Origin of the sequence: Pseudomonas sp. W15Feb9B (assembly GCF_000828175.1) — a bacterium.
GTDB lineage: Bacteria > Pseudomonadota > Gammaproteobacteria > Pseudomonadales > Pseudomonadaceae > Aquipseudomonas > Aquipseudomonas parakoreensis.
In genome coordinates, this window is the sequence record NZ_JTKF01000033.1 from 70,466 (window position 1) to 89,177 (window position 18,712).

Below are 18,712 nucleotides of genomic sequence, written 5' to 3' on the forward strand. Positions count from 1 at the left end.
CTGCCGAAGGCTGCGATCTTTTGATCTTTTTTTGGAGGGCAAGATCGAAAGATCGCAGCCTCGTTTCACTCGTCAGCTCCTACAGGGGATTTGTGAAGGTCTGGATGAAGTGTTGGACCAGCGGCGCAGGGTTCTGGCGATAGGCGAGGGCGACGGTGCTTTGGCAATCGGGATCGCTCAGCGGCAGAAATCGTACGCCGACTGGAGCAATGTCCTGCATCGATTCGGGCAGCAGGGCGATGCCGAATCCGGCCTGAATCAACTGCAACTGCGTCGTCTTGCGTGACATCACCCGCGCCGCTTTGGGAAAAAAGCCCTGACGCATGCACAGGTCGGCACATAGATAACTGAGTCCGCCACGTTGCGGATGCGGGATCGAGATAAACGGCTCGTCTTTCAGTTGCGCCAGTTCGACAGCGGGTGAGTCAGCCAATCGATGTTCATTCGGTACCGCCAATAGCAGGCGTTCGGTGAATAAAGGCTCCATGTGAATGCCCTCACGCTGACGCAACACCGGCAAGCGCAACAAACCAATGTCCAGACGTCCTTCGGCAAGTTCCTCAAGCTGCGCCTCGGAGGACAGCTTGCCGATGTCCAGCGACACGCCATTCTGCTGATCGAGATAAGTGCTGATCCGACGTAATAAATGTCCGCTGATCGACACGGTGCTGGAATGACTCAGGCGCACAGAGCCCACTTGCCCGTTGCCGACTTCGGTCGCCATTGCGCTGGCTTTGCTCAGCTCATTGAGCAGATTTCTCGCCCGTGGCAGAAACGCCTCGCCCGCCGCGGTGAGTCTTGGCTGACGCGCGGTGCGTTCGAACAGCGGCGTTTGCAGGCGGCTTTCCATGTCCTTGATTTGCCGGCTCAGCGCCGATTGCGCAACGAACAAGCGTTCAGCCGCTGCACTGAAGCTGCCACAGTCAGCGATTTCCACGAAGTAGCGCAGTTGACGGGTTGAAAGCACCAGGTATGCCTTTTCGAGATGGGTGAGCGACTTTGATCATATTAGTCGCAAGGCTTGGCGCTGGCTAAAGTCATCTCAGGCTTATAAAGGAAGTGGATCGATGAGTGTGGTTGGGTTGTTGAGCGAATGGACATGGGGCGCGGGCGGCTGGGTGGTGATCGGACTGGGAATCGCGCTGGCCTATATCGTGTTCGGGATTGCCGGGTTCGGTACGGCGCTGGTCGCGGGGCCGATTCTGATTCTGTTCATGCCGTTGTCGAAAATCGTGCCGCTGCTGGTGCTGCTGGATTTTGTCGCGGCGTTCGGCAATCTGCTGCCCTCGCGCCGGGAGGTGGCGAAACCCGAGTTTGTGCGGCTGCTGCCGTGCATGGCGGTGGGGTGCACGTTGGGGGTGATTTTCCTGCTCAACCTCAAATCCGACCTGTTGCTGCTGTTGATGGGGCTGTTCATCAGCACTTATGCGGTTTACAGCCTGTGGGTGAAAACCCGGCCGACGCAGTTGTCCGCCGCGTGGGCACTGCCGATGGGCACGGTCGGCGGATTGTTTGGGGCGTTGTTTGGCAGTGGTGGCTTTTTATATGCGATCTATCTCAACAGTCGCCTGCCGAAAGACGCGGCGCGGGCCACGCAAAGTGCGCTGATCAGCTGCAGCACCGTGGTGCGTTTGAGCTTGTTTGCCCTCGCCGGGGTGTATGCCGAGCTACCCTTGTTGATGCTGGCGGTTTGTCTGTTGCCGGCCATGGCGCTGGGCCTGTGGATCGGGCGGCGCTTGACCATGCGGTTGTCGCGTGAAGCGTTTGTGCGATTGGTGACGTGGCTGGTGCTGGCCAGCGGGATTGCGTTGATCGGACGCTATTTCAGTACTTGACCGGATTTCGTCAGGGATTAAGCTGCCGGCCTTTAGGGCCCCTTCGCGGGCAAGCCCGCTCCCACATTGGAATGCATATCCCTGTGTGTGGGCCTGCCCGCGAAGGCGTCAGAAGCCATACCGCAGGACTTTCCATGAATTCGCAAAGCATCATCGTCCCGAAAATCTCCACCCTGCCGGTTCACGAACCCCGGGCCCGGGCGATTCTGCGCTGGCTGGTACGCAAGAATATTGTCAAGGAAGAGCTGAGCACCTGCGGTCGCACCGGCAATCGCATGGCGTACGCGATTGCCGACGGCGCACGTGCGGTGGTGCTGCACCCCGAGGCATTGCCTTTTGGCGAGCCGATCAATGGTCTGGAGATCATCGTCAAACGTTGCATCTACACGCCGGCCAAGGGCTTTCTCGAAGAAGCCGGTTGCGCCGAATGCCGCCGCGAAGTCGGCGAAGCGCTGTTCGAAAGCCTCGAAGACTGGTTTCCAGGCCGTACCGACAACTTCACCTGCCCGGAATGCGGGCATGAAGACGACATCAACGGCTTTCTGTACTTGCAGGAATGCGCGTTTTCCAACCTGGGGTTCATCTTCAACAACTGGCTGGAAGCGGGGTTCAAGCAGAGCTTTATCGATGAGTTCGCCGATTGGCTCGATCAACCTGTCTCTTGGGTCAAGGTGGAGCTGTAGCGGCGGGGGTCTCCGTATATCAGCAACATTGATATTAAGCTGAGTTTTACATTGAACAGCAGGGGGTGTCTGACTATAATGGCGCGCTTCCATTTTCCCGCTCGGGAGCCCCCGCGATGCTGCGTATCAGCCAAGAAGCTCTGACATTCGACGACATTCTCCTAGTGCCCGGTTATTCCGAGGTGCTTCCTAACGAAGTCAGTCTCAAGACCCGCCTTACCCGTGGCATCGAGCTGAATATTCCTCTGGTTTCTGCCGCCATGGACACCGTCACTGAAGCCCGTCTGGCAATCGCCATGGCTCAGGAAGGTGGTATCGGTATCATCCACAAGAACATGACCATCGAGCAGCAAGCTGCCGAAGTGCGCAAGGTCAAGAAGTTCGAAGCCGGCGTCGTGAAAGATCCGATCACCATCGAGGCTGATGCCACGGTGCGTGACCTGTTCGAACTGACCCGTCTGCACAACATTTCCGGCGTTCCGGTGCTGCACGATGGCGACCTGGTCGGCATCGTCACTTCCCGTGATGTACGCTTCGAAACCCGTCTGGAAGCCACCGTCCGCGAAGTGATGACGCCTAAAGAGCGTCTGGTCACCGTGCGTGAAGGCGCCGACAAGAACGAAGTCCGCGAGTTGCTGCACAAGCACCGCCTGGAAAAAGTCCTGATCGTCGACGACAAGTTTGCCCTCAAAGGCATGATGACCGTCAAAGACATCGAAAAAGCCAAGGCTTACCCGCTGGCCAGCAAGGACGATCAAGGTCGTCTGCGCGTTGGCGCTGCCGTCGGTACCGGTAAAGACACCGGTGACCGCGTTGCTGCGCTGGTCAACGCCGGTGTGGACGTGGTGGTGGTCGACACCGCGCACGGTCACTCCAAGGGCGTGATCGACCGCGTTCGCTGGGTCAAAGAGAATTTCCCTGAAGTGCAGGTGATCGGCGGCAACATCGCCACCGGCGCCGCTGCCAAGGCCCTGGCCGAAGCGGGCGCCGATGCGGTCAAGGTCGGTATCGGCCCTGGCTCGATCTGCACCACCCGTATCGTCGCCGGTGTCGGCGTGCCGCAAATCAGTGCCATCGCCAACGTCGCCGCTGCCCTTGAAGGCACTGGCGTGCCGTTGATCGCCGACGGCGGCATCCGGTTCTCCGGTGACCTGTCCAAGGCCATCGTCGCTGGTGCTTCCTGCGTGATGATGGGTTCGATGTTCGCCGGTACTGAAGAAGCCCCGGGCGAGATCGAACTGTTCCAGGGCCGTTCGTACAAGGCTTATCGCGGCATGGGTTCGCTGGGCGCCATGTCCCAGGCGCAAGGTTCTTCCGACCGTTACTTCCAGGACTCCTCGGCAGGCGCCGAGAAACTGGTTCCGGAAGGGATCGAAGGCCGCGTGCCGTACAAAGGCACCCTGACGGCGATCATCCACCAGTTGATGGGCGGTCTGCGTTCCTCGATGGGTTACACCGGCAGCGCCAACATCGAAGAAATGCGCACCAAGCCTGAGTTTGTGCGGATCACCGGTGCCGGCATGGCCGAATCCCACGTTCACGACGTGCAGATCACCAAAGAAGCGCCAAACTACCGCGTAGGTTGAGGCTTCAAGCAAATCATCAAGCAACCGGGGCTGTTTTATTCAGCCCCGAGTTGTTTCTGAATCACGACTGTTTCTGAATTACTTAAGACGAGACTGAATCATGGCCCTCGACATTCACGCTCACCGCATCCTGATCCTCGACTTCGGTTCGCAATACACCCAACTGATCGCCCGCCGCGTGCGCGAGATCGGCGTGTACTGCGAGCTGCACCCGTTCGACATGGACGAAGATGCGATCCGCGAATTCGCGCCTAAAGGCGTCATCCTCGCCGGCGGCCCCGAGTCCGTACACGAAGCCAACAGCCCGCGCTGCCCGCAGGCGGTGTTTGACCTGGGCGTGCCGGTCTTCGGTATCTGCTACGGCATGCAGACCATGGCCGAGCAACTGGGCGGCAAGGTTGAAGGCTCCGAACTGCGTGAGTTCGGTTACGCCCGCGTTGACGTGGTCGGCAAGAGCCGCCTGCTCGACGGCATCGAAGACCACATCGACGCCGACGGCCTGTTCGGCCTCGATGTATGGATGAGCCACGGTGACAAGGTCACCAAGATGCCGGAAGACTTCCACATCCTGGCCAGCACCCCGAGCTGCCCGATCGCCGGCATGTTCAACGACGAGCGCGCTTACTACGGCGTGCAGTTCCACCCGGAAGTGACCCACACCAAGCAGGGCGGCCGCATCCTGTCGCGCTTCGTACTGGACATCTGCGGCTGTGAAGCCCTGTGGACGCCGTCGAAGATCGCTGAAGACGCCATCGCCAACATCCGCGCGCAAGTCGGCACCGACAACGTGCTGCTGGGCCTGTCCGGCGGTGTTGACTCCTCGGTGGTTGCGGCGCTGCTGCACAAAGCTATCGGCGATCAGCTGACCTGCGTCTTCGTCGACAACGGCCTGCTGCGTCTGCACGAAGGCGAGCAAGTGATGGCCATGTTCGCCGAGAACATGGGCGTCAAGGTGATCCGCGCCAACGCCGAAGAGCAGTTCCTCAACAATCTGGCCGGCGAAGCCGATCCCGAGAAGAAGCGCAAGATCATCGGCCGTACCTTCATCGACGTGTTCGATGCCGAATCCTGCAAGCTGGACAACATCAAGTACCTGGCGCAGGGCACCATCTACCCGGACGTGATCGAGTCGGCTGGCGCGAAAAGCGGCAAGGCGCACGTGATCAAGTCGCACCACAACGTGGGCGGCCTGCCGGAAGAGATGAACCTGAAACTGGTCGAGCCACTGCGCGAACTGTTCAAGGACGAAGTCCGTCGTCTGGGTCTGGAACTGGGCCTGCCGTACGACATGGTCTACCGTCACCCGTTCCCGGGCCCGGGCCTGGGCGTACGCATCCTCGGTGAAGTGAAGAAGGAATACGCCGACCTGCTGCGTCGTGCCGACCACATCTTCATCGAAGAACTGCGCAAGGCCGACTGGTACCACAAGGTCAGCCAGGCTTTCGTGGTGTTCCAGCCAGTGAAATCGGTTGGCGTGGTCGGCGATGGCCGTCGTTACGCCTGGGTCGTGGCCCTGCGTGCCGTGGAAACCATCGACTTCATGACTGCACGTTGGGCACACCTGCCTTACGAACTGCTGGAAACCGTCTCCGGCCGCATCATCAATGAAATCGAAGGCATTTCGCGCGTTACCTACGACGTGTCGAGCAAGCCGCCGGCGACGATTGAGTGGGAATGATCCCGCACCAAGTCTGATGGCTTGAACGCCTGCACTTCAAAAGCCGTGTGAAATCATTTCACACGGCTTTTTTGTTTGCCGATTAAAGCGGTTTAGACCAACCCGCTAACCTCAGCCCCATATTGTTCAGTCCCTGTAACAGTTCTCTGATACTGCCGTAGCGTTTCCCGCTCACCGAGGGCCAGTTCGGGCGCTCGATATAAAAACGGTCTCCATCGGTCTCGATCAGCGTGCGGACCAGTTCTTTGCTGCGGCTGCGATGCACCAGAAAAATCATGCGCGGTTGTTGTTTTAGTGAGTACATGCCGTAACGAGGCAACAGCGTTTCGAACTCTGCCATGGTCTGGGCAGACCACGGCGTTTCCATCTGCAGGCGAAAGTCTCCCCGAACCAGTGCGCTACGGCCCTTCAGGCTATCGCCGGCCAGCAGGATTTTTCCAGGGTCGATTTCGAGTCCGCCAGAGGTGCCTTCGGCGACATCTTCAACGCGAATACCGATGGCTTCCTCCAGCTCGCTCACCCCGGCCACGCCTTCGAAGGTATTGGAGTGAGAATTACCCATCAGTGCCACCCATTTGTGTGCACCTCGCGCGGTCTGGTCGGTACGAATGATCGTCCTGGCAAAGTAGTTCATCATTTTTTGTCGCGCGTTTTCGTCAACGAAGTGTTCTTCGCCCGCGATGGGCGTCATGCCGTTGAGCCTATAGCTCGCCATGCAATCGATCGCCTGCACATGGATTCGCTGTTTTGCTGCCGCCTTGACCACTTCAAGAAACGTATAACGTTCAAGGGGATCGGTCATTTGTCCGATATCAAGCACCTTCAGATAGCTTTCCAGCGACTTTGGCATGAGTCCGGTCTGCAGGTAGGAGTCCAGCGCGGCCTGATGGAAGTCGGTCAACAAGTGTTCCATGTAGAGCGTCTTCACGTTGTGGCTGGCCAGCACCTCCATGTTTTCGATCAGCCATTGTTTAGCGCCGATCTCACTGTGAGACTCACCGATAACCAGTCCTCGGGCATGTTCGAGAAGCTTTTCGACGATCTCTCCGGCGCTGGCATCGTGATTCAGTGCGGGTGTGGGCGTGCGTCGGGGAAGCTCGAGTTCGCGATAGAAGCGCAAGGCATCTCGATAGAGGCGTTTTCTGACGGCTTTGAAGTCCCGGTAAGGATCGGACTCTCTCAGGCTGTCGTATGCATCACGCAGTGCGTCGGTGTCAGTTCCGGCGGCGCCTTTTTTCAACGCCGACTTCAGTTGCGGCGGCATATCGTATTGCGATACCGGTAGCGGCGTCATGCCACGCTCGGCCATGCCGGTCGAGCTCGCCCCCTGAGTCGGGGATGTCTTGCCACCGCCCTTGAGTCCGCCGCGAGGCATCGTTTCCCATTCTCCCTCGGCGTTCAGGCGCACCGGGATCGAATTTGAAAAGCGCTCGGGATTCGCCGGGTCGATGATCGACCAATGCCCACCGCCGTTGATATCGGCTTCGTAACGCACGTAATACGCGGTGTCGTTGAGCATGATGGCGGCGGACGGGTTGGCATTGAGGCGATAGATACCCTGAAACTTTCCGGGTTCGCTGCCGGGCGTATTCCCTTCCAGCAGTTCATTGGCTTGCCAGTGTTCGGGTGGAGTCGGTCGTTGAATCTCGGGACGCACTTGTGCAAGGTCCTCCAGCAGCGATGTCACGCCTTGTGCTTCGCCAGCGACTTCGGGCCAGCCCATCGGCTGCAGGCCTTTTTCGATCAATGCCTGTTTCAGTTCAGCGAGGTTATCCACCGTCATGGAATCGTGGATTGGCCCGAGCGGAGTGTCCAGATTCATCCTGCCGCCCGGAGTGATTCTGATCACGCTGTCCGCCATTTGATGGTTGGCGTTGCGATAAACCACGAGGATGCTGCTTCTGTACCGTTGAAAGGTGAACATTCCCGGTTCCGGCAACAACGCGCGCAGATCTTGTGGCGTTCGGTAGGCCCACGGGGTTTGCATTTGTACACGCCAGTCGCCTTTGATGCTGTCTCGGATATGGTCGAAGCCAGTGATATCCGACCCTTCTTCCTCGACAGGTGAGTCCGGATAGTCTGCGTATTCCACCGCTAATCCGCGATCGGCGCCGATGGGCTGTGCCTGACCGGGTGTCACGTCATTGATGCGTACGCTCATGGCGTCGGTCTGTTCGCTGATACCCTGATAGCCTCTGAAACTTGTCATGTGTTCCTGATCAACCAAGGCGATCCATTTGGCCGGCCCTTTTGATTCTTCATTGAATCGGATGACTTCGCTGGCAAAAAACTTCCTCATCATCAAGCTGTCTGGATTTCGGGTAAGGATGTCTTCATTGATGTTGTAGGTCGTTGTCATGTCGATGGCTTGAACGCGGATGCGCTGGGCATTGGCAGACTTGACCAAGGCCAGCAGATTGAATTTGCCCTCGGGATCGTTACCGGCCTTGATGTCGAGTTTTCTCAGATAGTTTTCCAGCTCTTCGGGCATTTCGCCGGTTCTGGCAAAGGTGTCGAGGTCGAGCTGATTGACGTTGGCCAGCAGTTCCTGCAAGTACAGTGTCTTCACGCCACGGTGAGCCAGGGCGGGCATGTTTTCGATCAGGAACTGTTTGCTGCCGATACTGCCGCGATTCTCGCCAACGATCAGTCCCGGTTTTTCCGCAAAGGCAATGTCGAGCAGGTCGGTTGTCGTATTGATCACCCGTGCCGGTGCCGCGAGGCGAGGCGTCGGTGGATTGAGCTCGTAGTAGGCTCGCGCATCGCTGATTAGCGTGTTGCGGGGTTCTTCCTGATCCAGTTCGAATTCGCTCAAGGACTCCGTGAGCTCGTCGGTCGGGGACATCATCACACTGCGGTTGCCAACGGCATTTTCATCGCTACCGACGACACTGCGTACGTCGATGTCGCCGAGGGTCCACATGCGCCTGTACAGATTGCGCACATCGGGGCCGCCGAGTGCCCAAGACCTCATTTGCGGGTCTTCGAGGCCGGGCACATGAATACCCGGTATTCGTGCCCATTCTTCGACGGCGGGCTCACTGGTCGCAGCCGCACCGGGAGCGGACGGCAGGATCATGCCGCCCTTCAGCCCAAGTCGCGGAACGATTTCCCATTGGCCCGCAGGGCTCAATCGCACTGGAATGGAGCCGGAAAACGCATCGGGATTGGCCGGATCGATGATCGCCCAATGACCTCGGCCATTTAAATTGGCTTCGTAACGCACGTAGTACGCACTGTCGTTGAGCTTGATCGCAGATGAAGGGTTGGAAGAAAGCCGGTAGGTACCCTGAAATTTTCCCGGTTCGCGAATCAGTGTGTCTTCGCTCAGTGGCACATCGATTTTGAAGGTTTGCGGCACCTTCACCGTCGATTCGGGACTGGCCGGCGCTTCAACGCTGGCTTCGCTCTGTGTCGGCCCGGAAGCTTGGGCCGGTTGTGTCGTTTCCTTCAGATCAGACATTTCTTTCGCTTCGGCGGCATCGATTTCGGGGCCGACTTCTTCGAGCGAACCGGGGCCTTTGAGGACGAGCAAGTTGAACAGCATGTCGATACCGCTCAGTACCGCGCCGAGGATGCCCGCCTTGCGCTCTTCGGCAGTCCTGGCGTTGACGGCCTGATCAATGTTCAACCCCAGGTTGGCGATGCTGGCGCCGATCACCGGCAGTGCAATGGGCCAGCCGACGACTGCCATCGGGCCAAGTACTTTCACACCGGCGCTGAGGTAACCGATCCACAGCTTTTTCCGTAGATCGCCATTGGAGGTCAGTGACAGTGCGGCCTCGGCGAACATCGCGCTTTGGGTCGAGTCTCGCAGCCAGCTGAAAACGTCGCCGCGAATGATCCGGTTTTCCTGGTTGATCAAATGATGGTCGTATTTGCCCCAGGTGCTGACCAGGCGATTCATCAGATCGGTAATGTCCTCTGCAATACGTTGTCGATCAGCCAGGCAGAAATGCGACATGAACACCTGACGCGTTGCGTCCTTGTTCATCCGCTGCAACATCCAGAAGTGCATGTCGGTGGCCGTTTCCAACGTCTGGAAGGCATCGGTTTCGCCGGGCAGATAGACGATTTGCCGGCCTTTGGGCGCGATAAAACGAAGGACGTTGGTGGCCACGTAGCCGGCGACATCCAGGGTACGAACACAGTCAGTGCCCGGGGACTGTGTTTGCAACAATTGCAGACTGACCGGCCAGGTGATCGGGCCAATGGCCGCTTCGGTGACGAACTGGAAATCCTCATCGCTCAACTGGCGCTTGTCCCTTGCCCGAAGGGCGCTGATGAGGAAGTTGCACTTGGCCAGGGTACGGAAGTCAGTGCCGGAATCGTCCCAGAACGTCGTCAGCCGTTCGTTGTACAGCGAGCTGAAGTCAATGCTCCAGAAGTCCCGCAACACCTCGTTACCGTGCAGGCGCACTTCGTTGCGTTCGTCGAACGTGCCTGGATTGGGACCTGCGGTATAGAAACCGGCATACACGTCGAGCAGATCGGCATTGTCCTGATCGGCGACGCGAAAGCGGTGAATGACCAACTGGGTCAGCGTCATGGAGGACGTTGGCGTTGCATGGACATGCTCCCACCCCGTAAAGGCTTTCGAACTGCTTTGGGCCTCGTCGAAGCGATGGAAATACACCTGGTCCGGATCAAGGCCGGTGATGCCGTATTTTTTCAGCAAGTCAGACGCAACGTCATGAGCGGTGTCTTGCAGGCTGGGGCACGTCTGGATAAGGCGGGTGGCGATGGCTTTGAGGGCAGCCTTGTCGGCGGCATTGGGCTGCGGGCGGTGTTGGTTCGGATTCATACACTCTCACTCCTTGAGAAACGGGCAGTGAGCATGAGCCGTTCGCTCGGGGGAGGTGCACTACATAGTTATATGCATGAGCGATCCGGCGTGCGTCTCTGCGTCGCCCTTACTGTTTCGCAGTTGCAGGTGTATCGTATTCGCCTTTTCCAGGCCGCTGGCCTGTCGTTGACTTGTGAGGTAGTTGAGTTCATGTCCTTTACCCGTCGCCAAATCCTCGGTGGCCTGGCCGGTCTTGTTGTCGTTGGTGTCGGAGCGGGAGGCGCGTCGCGTTACTGGTTGGGCAAGATGGCCGACGCCGACGCGGGGCATGACTATGAGCTGATCGCGGCGCCGCTGGACGTTGAGCTGGTGCCGGGGCACAAGACCGAGGCGTGGGCGTTCGGCCCGTCGGCGCCGGGCACCGAGTTGCGCGTGCGTCAGGGCGAGTGGCTGCGGGTGCGTTTCATCAACCACCTGCCGGTGGCGACCACCATTCACTGGCACGGCATCCGTTTGCCGCTGGAGATGGACGGTGTGCCGTACGTCTCACAATTGCCGGTGCTGCCCGGTGAATACTTCGATTACAAATTCCGCGTGCCGGATGCCGGCAGCTACTGGTATCACCCGCATGTCAGCAGCAGCGAAGAGCTGGGGCGCGGGTTGGTCGGGCCGTTGATCGTCGAAGAGCGCGAGCCGACCGGTTTCAAGTACGAAAAGACCTTGAGCCTGAAGAACTGGCACATCGACGAACAAGGCAATTTCGTCGAGTTCAGCATCCCCCGGGAAGCGGCGCGTGGTGGTACGGCGGGACGCTTGTCGACCATCAATGGCGTGCCGTCGCCGGTGATCGAGTTGCCGGCCGGGCAGATCACCCGGGTGCGCTTGCTCAACCTCGACAACACCCTGACGTATCGCATCAACATTCCCGGCGTCGAAGCGCAGATCTATGCGCTGGATGGCAACCCGATCGAGCCGCGGCCGCTGGGCAAGGAATACTGGCTGGGGCCGGGCATGCGTATCTGCCTGGCAATCAAGGCGCCGCCGGCCGGTGAAGAATTATCGCTGCGCAACGGCCCGGTGCGTCTGGGGACCTTGCGCTCGGTGGCCAATAACGATGCGCCGACCGCGTGGCCGAAAGCCTTGCCCGCCAACCCGGTGGCCGAGCCGGATCTGGCGAATGCCGAGAAACTCAACTTCAATTTCGAATGGGTCGGTTCGGTGTCGGTGAATGTCGACAACGGCAAGCCGCCGAGCCTGTGGCAGATCAACGGCAAGGCCTGGGACATCACGGACAAGACCTGCGCCGATCGGCCGATTGCCAGCCTGAAGCTGGGCCAGAGCTACATCTTCGAACTGAAGAACATGACCCAGTATCAGCACCCGATCCACTTGCACGGCATGAGCTTCAAGGTGATTGCGTCGAACCGGCACAAGATTACTCCGTACTTCACCGACACTTATCTGCTGGGCAAGAACGAGCGTGCGCAAGTGGCGCTGGTGGCGGATAACCCGGGGGTGTGGATGTTCCATTGCCACGTGATCGACCACATGGAAACCGGCCTGATGGCCGCCATCGAGGTGAAGTGATGCGCCAGATTCGCCCCGCCGCGATCATCGACCGCAGCCGTGACCGCGATTTCATGCGCGAAGCCCTGGCGTTGGCGGCACAAGGTGCCGCCCTCGGCGAAGTGCCGGTGGGTGCAGTGCTGGTGCAGGACGGCGAAATCATCGGGCGTGGCTACAACTGCCCGATCACCACCAGCGACCCGAGTGCCCACGCGGAAATGGTCGCGATCCGCGCCGCTGCCCAAGCAGTGGATAACTATCGTCTGCCGGGCAGCACGCTGTACGTGACGCTGGAGCCGTGCAGCATGTGCGCCGGGCTGATCGTGCATTCGCGGGTTGCTCGCGTGGTGTATGGCGCACTGGAGCCCAAGGCCGGGATTGTGCAGAGTCAGGGGCAGTTCTTTACCCAGGGCTTTTTGAATCACCGGGTGCTGTATGAAGGCGGGGTGTTGGCGGAGGAGTGTGGGGCGGTGTTGACCGAATTCTTCAGGGCGCGGCGGGCAAAACCCGCAGACTGAAGAACAACCTCAAACCCTGTGGGAGCTGGCTTGCCAGCGATGGCGTCGGCACATCAAGCATTGATGTCGACTGATCCACCGTTATCGCTGGCAAGCCAGCTCCCACACTTTTTTGCAGTGTCTGGAAGGGATCGTTACTTCTTCGCGACAATCACCGCCCGCATCGGCGCCGGCAGCCCTTCGATAGTCTTGCTGTGATCCTCGGGATCGAGGAAGTCGCTCAGCGACTGATACTTCATCCACTCGGTACCGCGCTGTTCTTCAACCGTCGTGGTGCTGACGTCCACGCAGCGGATGTCGGTGAAGCCTGCCCGGCGCAACCACAATTCCAGCGCCGGCACCGACGGCAGGAACCATACGTTGCGCATCTGCGCGTAGCGGTCTTCCGGCACCAGCACCTGATGTTTGTCGCCTTCAACCACCAGCGTTTCCAGCACCAGTTCGCCGCCCTTGACCAGGCAATCCTTCAGCGCCAGCAAATGCTCGATCGGCGAGCGTCGGTGGTAGAACACGCCCATGGAGAACACCGTGTCGAAGCCTTCCAGGTTCGGCGGCAGGTCTTCGAACGGGAACGGCAAGTGCCAGGCATTCGGCTCTGACAGATAACGCTGCACGGCCTGGAACTGGCAGAAAAACAGCCAGTTCGGATCGACGCCGATCACGCTGTCGGCACCGGCGCCGAGCATGCGCCACATGTAGTAGCCGTTGCCGCAACCGACGTCGAGGATGCGTTTGCCCTTCAGGTCCAGGTGCGGGGCGACCCGCGACCACTTCCAGTCCGAGCGCCATTCGGTGTCGACGTGCACGCCGAACAGGTCGAACGGCCCCTTGCGCCACGGCGACAGGCCCATCAGCGCGGTGCGCATTTGCGCGCGGGTTTCGGCGTCGCAATCGGTGTCGAGTTTCAGGCCGTTGAGCAGATCGACTTCAGTCGGCTCCAGTTTCGGCAACGCGTCCAGCGCACTCTGCCAGCGCTCCAGATCGCCGTGACCTTTCTCCATTTTCTTGTCGAGTTGCCCTTGCAGGGTGTTGGCCCAGTCGGCCAGCGGTGTGCCGGCCAGACGGCGGGCGAGAGGGGACAGATCAATCATGGCAAGGCAATCAACGAGGCAAAGTTAAGACACTGGAACCACGGCACGACTTTCGAGAACCCGGCGGCCAGCAGGCGTTCGCGGTGTTCTTCAAGGCTGTCGGGCTTCATGACGTTTTCGATGGCGCTGCGCTTCTGGGCAATTTCCAGTTCGCTGTAGCCGTTGGCGCGTTTGAACGCGACGTGCAGATCGGTCAGCAGCGCGTGTTCTTCGGCATCGTTGAAGCGCAGCTTTTCCGACAGAATCAGCGCGCCGCCGGGCAGCAGCGACTGGCGAATACGCGAGAGCAACGCGGTGCGCTGCTCCGGGGCGATGAATTGCAGGGTGAAGTTCAGCGCCACCACCGAAGCCGGTTTGAATTCGAGGGCGAGAATGTCGCCTTCGATCACCTCGACCGGGAGCAGCTCCTGGAACATCGAATCCTGGCCATTGAGGTACTCACGGCAGCGTTCGACCATCGCCGCCGAGTTATCCACCGCGATCACCCGGCAACCGTCGGTGCGCACGTGACGGCGCAGCGCTTGAGTGACAGCGCCGAGCGAAGCACCGAGGTCGTACAGAACGCTGTTCGGTTGGGCGAATTGCGCCGCGAGCACGCCGAGGTTTTCGACGATGGTCGGGTAACCCGGCACCGAGCGCTTGATCATGTCCGGGAACACCCGCACCACGTCCTCGTTGAAGGCGAAGTCAGGCACCTGGGCCATCGGCTGGGCGAAAATGCGATCGGGTTCTTTGCTCACGGCGGTTCCGGCGGTGTCGATGGAAAAGGCCGGCATTTTAGCCAAAGTGGCGCTGGGATGCTTGGGTTGTCTGATAAACCGCCGCACGCAAGCCTGAAGCACACACCTGTGGCGAGGGAGCTTGCTCCCGCTCGGCTGCGCAGCTGTCGCAAAACCTGATTAAGAGATATAGCTGCAGTCGCGTGCACCGAGTTTGGGGTCGCTTCGCAACCCAGCGGGAGCAAGCTCCCTCGCCACAGGCGTTAGTGGGTTTTTTGGGAGAAAGCGGAGGCCGTGATCCCCCACTGCCCCAGCCAGTAACTGAGGATGATCACGTACGGCGCCGCGTGAAATGGCGATACGAAACGATCAATACCAATCACACTGTCTGAAAACACGAACGCCAGCGCACCCGCCGCCGCCAGCAGCGCCGAGCGCTTGGGCACGTCGGTGCCGAGTCGGGCAAGGGCGCGCCAGAGCATGGCGCTGATCGCGGTGCCATAGACGACCACCGGCACCAGCAATGGCCCAAGACCGCTGGAAATCAGCATCCCCAGCAGCACTGCGCCAACGCCGAGCGCCAGCACCAGCGGCAACAGCGCCAGTCGTTTGCAATCGCTGAGGTAAGCCTTGAGGTACGCCAGATGCGCCACCAGAAACGCACCGAGGCCAAACACAAACAGATCCCCCGGCCACGCCAGCAACACGTCACCGAGCACAGAGAAAATCAGCCCCAGACTGATCCAGCGCCGATAGTCGCTGGGTGGTGCATCGTGCAGCCAGCCGAGCAGCGCCAGCACCGGCAACGGTTTGACCAACAGGCACAGCAGCGCCGCATGGGTGCTGACGCCGTAGAGAAATGTCGCCGCGCCCATCAGTGCCAGAATCAGCCAGCCCACGATCAGTTCACCGAAATCGCGCAGTCGAAGGTTTCTGCCGGTTCAACTTCCGGTTCCCAAGGTTGCTGCGAGGTCAGGCGCAGGCGCCCGGTGCCGGTGGCGAAGGCCTGAAAGCGCCAGGTGGAGAATCCGCCCGCACCGACCATCCCCGAGTCTTTCGGACTGCTGTAGACCTCGGGGCTGAGCGCGCGCAGCACGCCACCGGCCGAGTCCTGAATCGCCCAGCGGTAACCGGTGGTGGGATTGCTCGGCAGCATCACAATCAGGTGTTGTCCGTTGGTGAGACGCACGGGGCATTCGCTCTGTTTTTCCACGGTCACGTTCTGTTTCGGTTGCGTGGCGCAGGCCGCCAGCAGAGAAAGGGCGAGGGGGATAAACAGGCGAGTGGGGGACATAGGCTCAGTGGCTCCGGCGTTGACGACGAACGGCGAGCATAACTGAAGATGAGACAAAGTGTGACAGTCGGGCAGTCCAGTGTTATCAGAACTGACGCCATCGCTGGCAAGCCAGCTCCCACAGGGATTGTGGTGAACACAGGATTTGTGAACACCTCGAACACTGTGGGAGCTGGCTTGCCAGCGAAAGCGTCAGGTCAGGCGCTAAAGCTCTGTCAGAACAGCACTTTCGCCACATCTGCAAAACGCTTGGCGAAGTGCACGGTAAGCCCTTCCTTCAGATAATCCGGCAATTCCTCGAAGTTGCCCCGGTTCGGCTCCGGCAGGATCAGTTCGAAGATCTTCTGCCGCCGCGCCGCGATGACCTTTTCACGCACCCCGCCAATCGGCAGCACATGCCCGGTCAGGGTCAATTCACCGGTCATCGCCACGCCTTTTTTCGGCGGCTGATTGCGGGCGAGCGAGAGCAGGGCGCTGGCCATGGTCACGCCGGCGCTCGGGCCGTCCTTTGGTGTGGCACCTTCCGGCACGTGCAGGTGGACGAAGGCTTCGTCGAAGAATTTCGGATCGCCGCCGAACGACTTCAGGTGCGAGCTGACGTAGCTGTAGGCGATTTCCGCCGACTCTTTCATTACATCGCCCAATTGCCCGGTGAGTTTGAAACCGCGATTGAGCGTGTGAATGCGTGTGGCTTCGATCGGCAGGGTGGCGCCGCCCATGCTGGTCCAGGCCAGACCGGTAATCACACCGGTGCCGGACAGCACTTGTTCGTTGCGGAACACGGGATGACCCAGCGAGGCTTCGAGGTCTTTCGGCCCGAGCTTGATCACCGCTTTCGGGTCCTCAATCAACTTCATCACCGCTTTGCGTACCAGTTTGCCCATCTGTTTTTCCAGTTGGCGCACCCCGGCTTCACGGGCGTAGCCGTCGATCAAGGCTTTGAGCGCGCTGTCGCTGATGCTCAGGCTGCCTTTGGATACACCGGCTTTTTCCAGCAGTTTCGGCCACAGGTGACGCTTGGCGATGGCGACTTTTTCTTCGGTGATGTAGCCCGACAGGCGAATCACTTCCATGCGGTCCAGCAACGGCCCGGGGATCGAATCCAGGGTGTTGGCGGTGCACACGAACAGGACTTTCGACAGGTCCATACGCAGGTCAAGGTAGTGGTCGAGGAATTCGACGTTCTGTTCCGGGTCGAGGGTTTCCAGCAGCGCGGAGGCCGGGTCGCCCTGGTAGCTCTGCCCCATCTTGTCGATCTCGTCGAGCATGATCACCGGGTTCATCACTTCGACGTCTTTCAACGCCTGGACGAGTTTGCCCGGTTGCGCGCCGATGTAGGTGCGGCGGTGGCCCTTGATCTCGGCTTCGTCACGCATGCCACCGAGGCTGAAGCGGTAGAACGGCCGGCCAAGGGATTCGGCGATGGATTTGCCGACGCTGGTTTTACCCACGCCCGGCGGGCCGACCAGCAGCACGATCGAGCCACTGATTTCGCCCTTGTAGGCACCGACCGCGAGAAATTCGAGGATGCGGTCCTTGATGTCGTCGAGGCCGGCGTGGTGTTTGTCGAGCACCTTGCGCGCGTGTTTGAGGTCGAGTTTATCCTCGCCGTACACGCCCCACGGCACCGAGGTCGCCCAGTCGAGGTAGTTGCGGGTGACCGCGTATTCCGGCGATCCGGTTTCGAGGATCGACAGTTTGTTCATTTCTTCTTCAAGGCGCTTTTGCACCTGCGCCGGCAGGACTTTGCCTTCCAGGCGTTGTTCGAACTGTTCAAGGTCGGCGCTGCGGTCGTCCTTGGTCAGGCCGAGTTCCTGCTGGATCACCTTGAGTTGTTCTTTGAGGAAGAACTCGCGCTGGTGCTCGCCGATCTTGCGGTTAACTTCCGCCGAGATCTCTTTCTGCAGGCGCGCGACTTCGACTTCCTTGCGCAGCATCGGCAGGACTTTTTCCATGCGCTTGAGCATCGGTACGCAGTCGAGCACTTCCTGCAGCTCATTGCCTGTCGCCGACGTGAGGGCGGCGGCGAAGTCGGTCAGCGGCGACGGATCGTTGGGGCTGAAGCGATTGAGGTAGTTCTTCAGCTCTTCGCTGTACAGCGGGTTGAGCGGCAGCAGTTCCTTGATCGCGTTGATCAGCGCCATGCCGTAGGCCTTGACCTCGTCGGTCGGCTCGGTGGGCTGGTGCGGGTATTCGACTTCGACCAGATACGGCGGGCGGTGGTGCTTGAGCCAGGTTTTGATGCGTACGCGGCTCAGGCCTTGGGCGACAAATTGCAGTTTGCCGTTTTCGCGGCTGGCGTGGTGCACCTTCACCAGCGTGCCGTATTCCGGCAGGGCTTTGGTGTTGAAGTGGCGCGGGTCTTCCTGGGGCGTATCCATGAAGAACAGGGCCAGGGAGTGGTGTTCGGATTTACTGACCAGATCGAGGGTTTCGGCCCAGGGTTCTTCGTTGACGATGACCGGCAACACTTGGGCCGGGAAGAACGGGCGGTTGTGGATCGGGATGACGTAGACCTTGTCCGGCAGGTTCTGGCCGGGCAGGGCGAGGCCTTTGCCGGTGGAATGGTGTTCGATGTGTTCGGCTTCGGTGTAGTCGTCGGGGTTGTCCGGGAATTCTTGCTGGTCGCTCATTGGGGCACCTGCGCAATGGGGTATGGGTCTTAGATGGGGCAGGCTTGGGGTGGTTTCAATGGGGGGCGGTGTTTCTGCTTGTGTGTTCAGGGTTTTGACAGGCGTCACGCTTTGGGCTTGGCGGCCTTTGGGCCGACCAGGTTCTTGGGGTTTTGGGTGTATATCCGTTTTTTTGGTAACGGCTACTTAGGGTTTCGCCCTTACGGCGACTCACTTTTTTGACAAACGCCTCAAAAAAGTAAGCAAAAAAAGGCTTGCTCCTGCGTTCGGCCCGCTCGCTGGGGCTCGGGGTCCCTTCGCTCCGGGATTGATCCGGGGGCAGC

At 59.8% G+C, this 18,712-nt stretch carries 13 protein-coding genes; 6 read left to right on the plus strand and 7 right to left on the minus strand.

All coding sequences use genetic code 11. The features are described from left to right. Positions 1 to 79: 79 nt before the first annotated feature. Positions 80 to 967, minus strand: a complete 888-nt coding sequence (locus OC71_RS17580; protein ID WP_041071844.1) for a LysR family transcriptional regulator — start codon at positions 965 to 967, stop codon at positions 80 to 82. 100 nt (positions 968 to 1,067) lie between these two features. Here OC71_RS17580 and OC71_RS17585 point away from each other — a divergent pair, with 100 nt between their 5' ends. From OC71_RS17585 to guaA, 4 genes are all read left to right on the plus strand, one after another. Further along, complete coding sequence (locus OC71_RS17585; protein ID WP_041071846.1) at positions 1,068 to 1,835, plus strand: sulfite exporter TauE/SafE family protein; 768 nt, start codon at positions 1,068 to 1,070, stop codon at positions 1,833 to 1,835. Positions 1,836 to 1,969: 134 nt separating this feature from the next. Further along, complete coding sequence (locus OC71_RS17590; RefSeq protein WP_041071848.1) at positions 1,970 to 2,518, plus strand: hypothetical protein; 549 nt, start codon at positions 1,970 to 1,972, stop codon at positions 2,516 to 2,518. A gap of 116 nt (positions 2,519 to 2,634) precedes the next feature. Further along, the gene (gene guaB / locus OC71_RS17595; protein WP_041071849.1) at positions 2,635 to 4,104 is read left to right on the plus strand and encodes an IMP dehydrogenase; all 1,470 of its coding nucleotides are present in this window, start codon (positions 2,635 to 2,637) and stop codon (positions 4,102 to 4,104) included. Positions 4,105 to 4,204: 100 nt separating this feature from the next. After that, the gene (gene guaA / locus OC71_RS17600; RefSeq protein WP_041071851.1) at positions 4,205 to 5,782 is read left to right on the plus strand and encodes a glutamine-hydrolyzing GMP synthase; all 1,578 of its coding nucleotides are present in this window, start codon (positions 4,205 to 4,207) and stop codon (positions 5,780 to 5,782) included. Positions 5,783 to 5,864: 82 nt separating this feature from the next. Here the strand turns inward: guaA and OC71_RS17605 are convergent, their stop codons facing one another. Further along, positions 5,865 to 10,586, minus strand: a complete 4,722-nt coding sequence (locus tag OC71_RS17605; protein WP_041071853.1) for a membrane-targeted effector domain-containing toxin — start codon at positions 10,584 to 10,586, stop codon at positions 5,865 to 5,867. Between the two features lie 192 nt (positions 10,587 to 10,778). Between OC71_RS17605 and OC71_RS17610 the strand changes: the two genes are divergently transcribed. Both OC71_RS17610 and tadA read left to right on the plus strand, forming a co-directional pair. After that, positions 10,779 to 12,155, plus strand: coding sequence for a multicopper oxidase family protein (locus OC71_RS17610; protein ID WP_041071855.1), 1,377 nt, complete (start codon positions 10,779 to 10,781; stop codon positions 12,153 to 12,155). After that, on the plus strand, positions 12,155 to 12,652 hold the full coding sequence (gene tadA / locus OC71_RS17615; protein ID WP_041071857.1) for a tRNA adenosine(34) deaminase TadA: 498 nt from the start codon (positions 12,155 to 12,157) through the stop codon (positions 12,650 to 12,652). The genes OC71_RS17610 and tadA overlap by 1 nt, the downstream gene beginning before the upstream one ends. Positions 12,653 to 12,786: 134 nt before the next feature. Here the strand turns inward: tadA and cmoB are convergent, their stop codons facing one another. From cmoB to lon, 5 genes are all read right to left on the minus strand, one after another. Continuing rightward, complete coding sequence (gene cmoB / locus OC71_RS17620; RefSeq protein WP_041071859.1) at positions 12,787 to 13,743, minus strand: tRNA 5-methoxyuridine(34)/uridine 5-oxyacetic acid(34) synthase CmoB; 957 nt, start codon at positions 13,741 to 13,743, stop codon at positions 12,787 to 12,789. Continuing rightward, positions 13,740 to 14,519, minus strand: coding sequence for a carboxy-S-adenosyl-L-methionine synthase CmoA (gene cmoA / locus OC71_RS17625; RefSeq protein WP_177327920.1), 780 nt, complete (start codon positions 14,517 to 14,519; stop codon positions 13,740 to 13,742). Before cmoA ends, cmoB begins: the two co-directional genes overlap by 4 nt. Before the next feature lie 206 nt (positions 14,520 to 14,725). Then, positions 14,726 to 15,361: a lysoplasmalogenase gene (locus OC71_RS17630; RefSeq protein WP_177327921.1), complete on the minus strand. Its 636-nt coding sequence runs from the start codon at positions 15,359 to 15,361 to the stop codon at positions 14,726 to 14,728. A 2-nt stretch (positions 15,362 to 15,363) separates the two neighbouring features. Beyond that, positions 15,364 to 15,756 (minus strand): protease inhibitor I42 family protein, encoded by a 393-nt coding sequence (locus OC71_RS17635; RefSeq protein WP_041071863.1) that lies wholly within the window; start codon positions 15,754 to 15,756, stop codon positions 15,364 to 15,366. Positions 15,757 to 15,971: 215 nt separating this feature from the next. Then, entirely contained in the window at positions 15,972 to 18,389 is a 2,418-nt protein-coding gene (lon, locus tag OC71_RS17640; RefSeq protein ID WP_041071865.1) for an endopeptidase La, read from the minus strand. Positions 18,390 to 18,712 lie beyond the last annotated feature (323 nt).

Excerpts from the sequence above, each read along its gene's own strand:
- OC71_RS17585 (WP_041071846.1), top strand. The coding sequence starts at position 1,068 with ATGAGTGTGGTTGGGTTGTTGAGCGAATGGACATGGGGCGCGGGCGGC.
- OC71_RS17590 (WP_041071848.1), top strand. The coding sequence starts at position 1,970 with ATGAATTCGCAAAGCATCATCGTCCCGAAAATCTCCACCCTGCCGGTT.
- guaB (WP_041071849.1), top strand. The coding sequence starts at position 2,635 with ATGCTGCGTATCAGCCAAGAAGCTCTGACATTCGACGACATTCTCCTA.
- guaA (WP_041071851.1), top strand. The coding sequence starts at position 4,205 with ATGGCCCTCGACATTCACGCTCACCGCATCCTGATCCTCGACTTCGGT.
- OC71_RS17605 (WP_041071853.1), bottom strand. The coding sequence starts at position 10,586 with ATGAATCCGAACCAACACCGCCCGCAGCCCAATGCCGCCGACAAGGCT.
- OC71_RS17610 (WP_041071855.1), top strand. The coding sequence starts at position 10,779 with ATGTCCTTTACCCGTCGCCAAATCCTCGGTGGCCTGGCCGGTCTTGTT.
- tadA (WP_041071857.1), top strand. The coding sequence starts at position 12,155 with ATGCGCCAGATTCGCCCCGCCGCGATCATCGACCGCAGCCGTGACCGC.
- cmoB (WP_041071859.1), bottom strand. The coding sequence starts at position 13,743 with ATGATTGATCTGTCCCCTCTCGCCCGCCGTCTGGCCGGCACACCGCTG.
- cmoA (WP_177327920.1), bottom strand. The coding sequence starts at position 14,519 with ATGCCGGCCTTTTCCATCGACACCGCCGGAACCGCCGTGAGCAAAGAA.
- OC71_RS17635 (WP_041071863.1), bottom strand. The coding sequence starts at position 15,756 with ATGTCCCCCACTCGCCTGTTTATCCCCCTCGCCCTTTCTCTGCTGGCG.
- lon (WP_041071865.1), bottom strand. The coding sequence starts at position 18,389 with ATGAGCGACCAGCAAGAATTCCCGGACAACCCCGACGACTACACCGAA.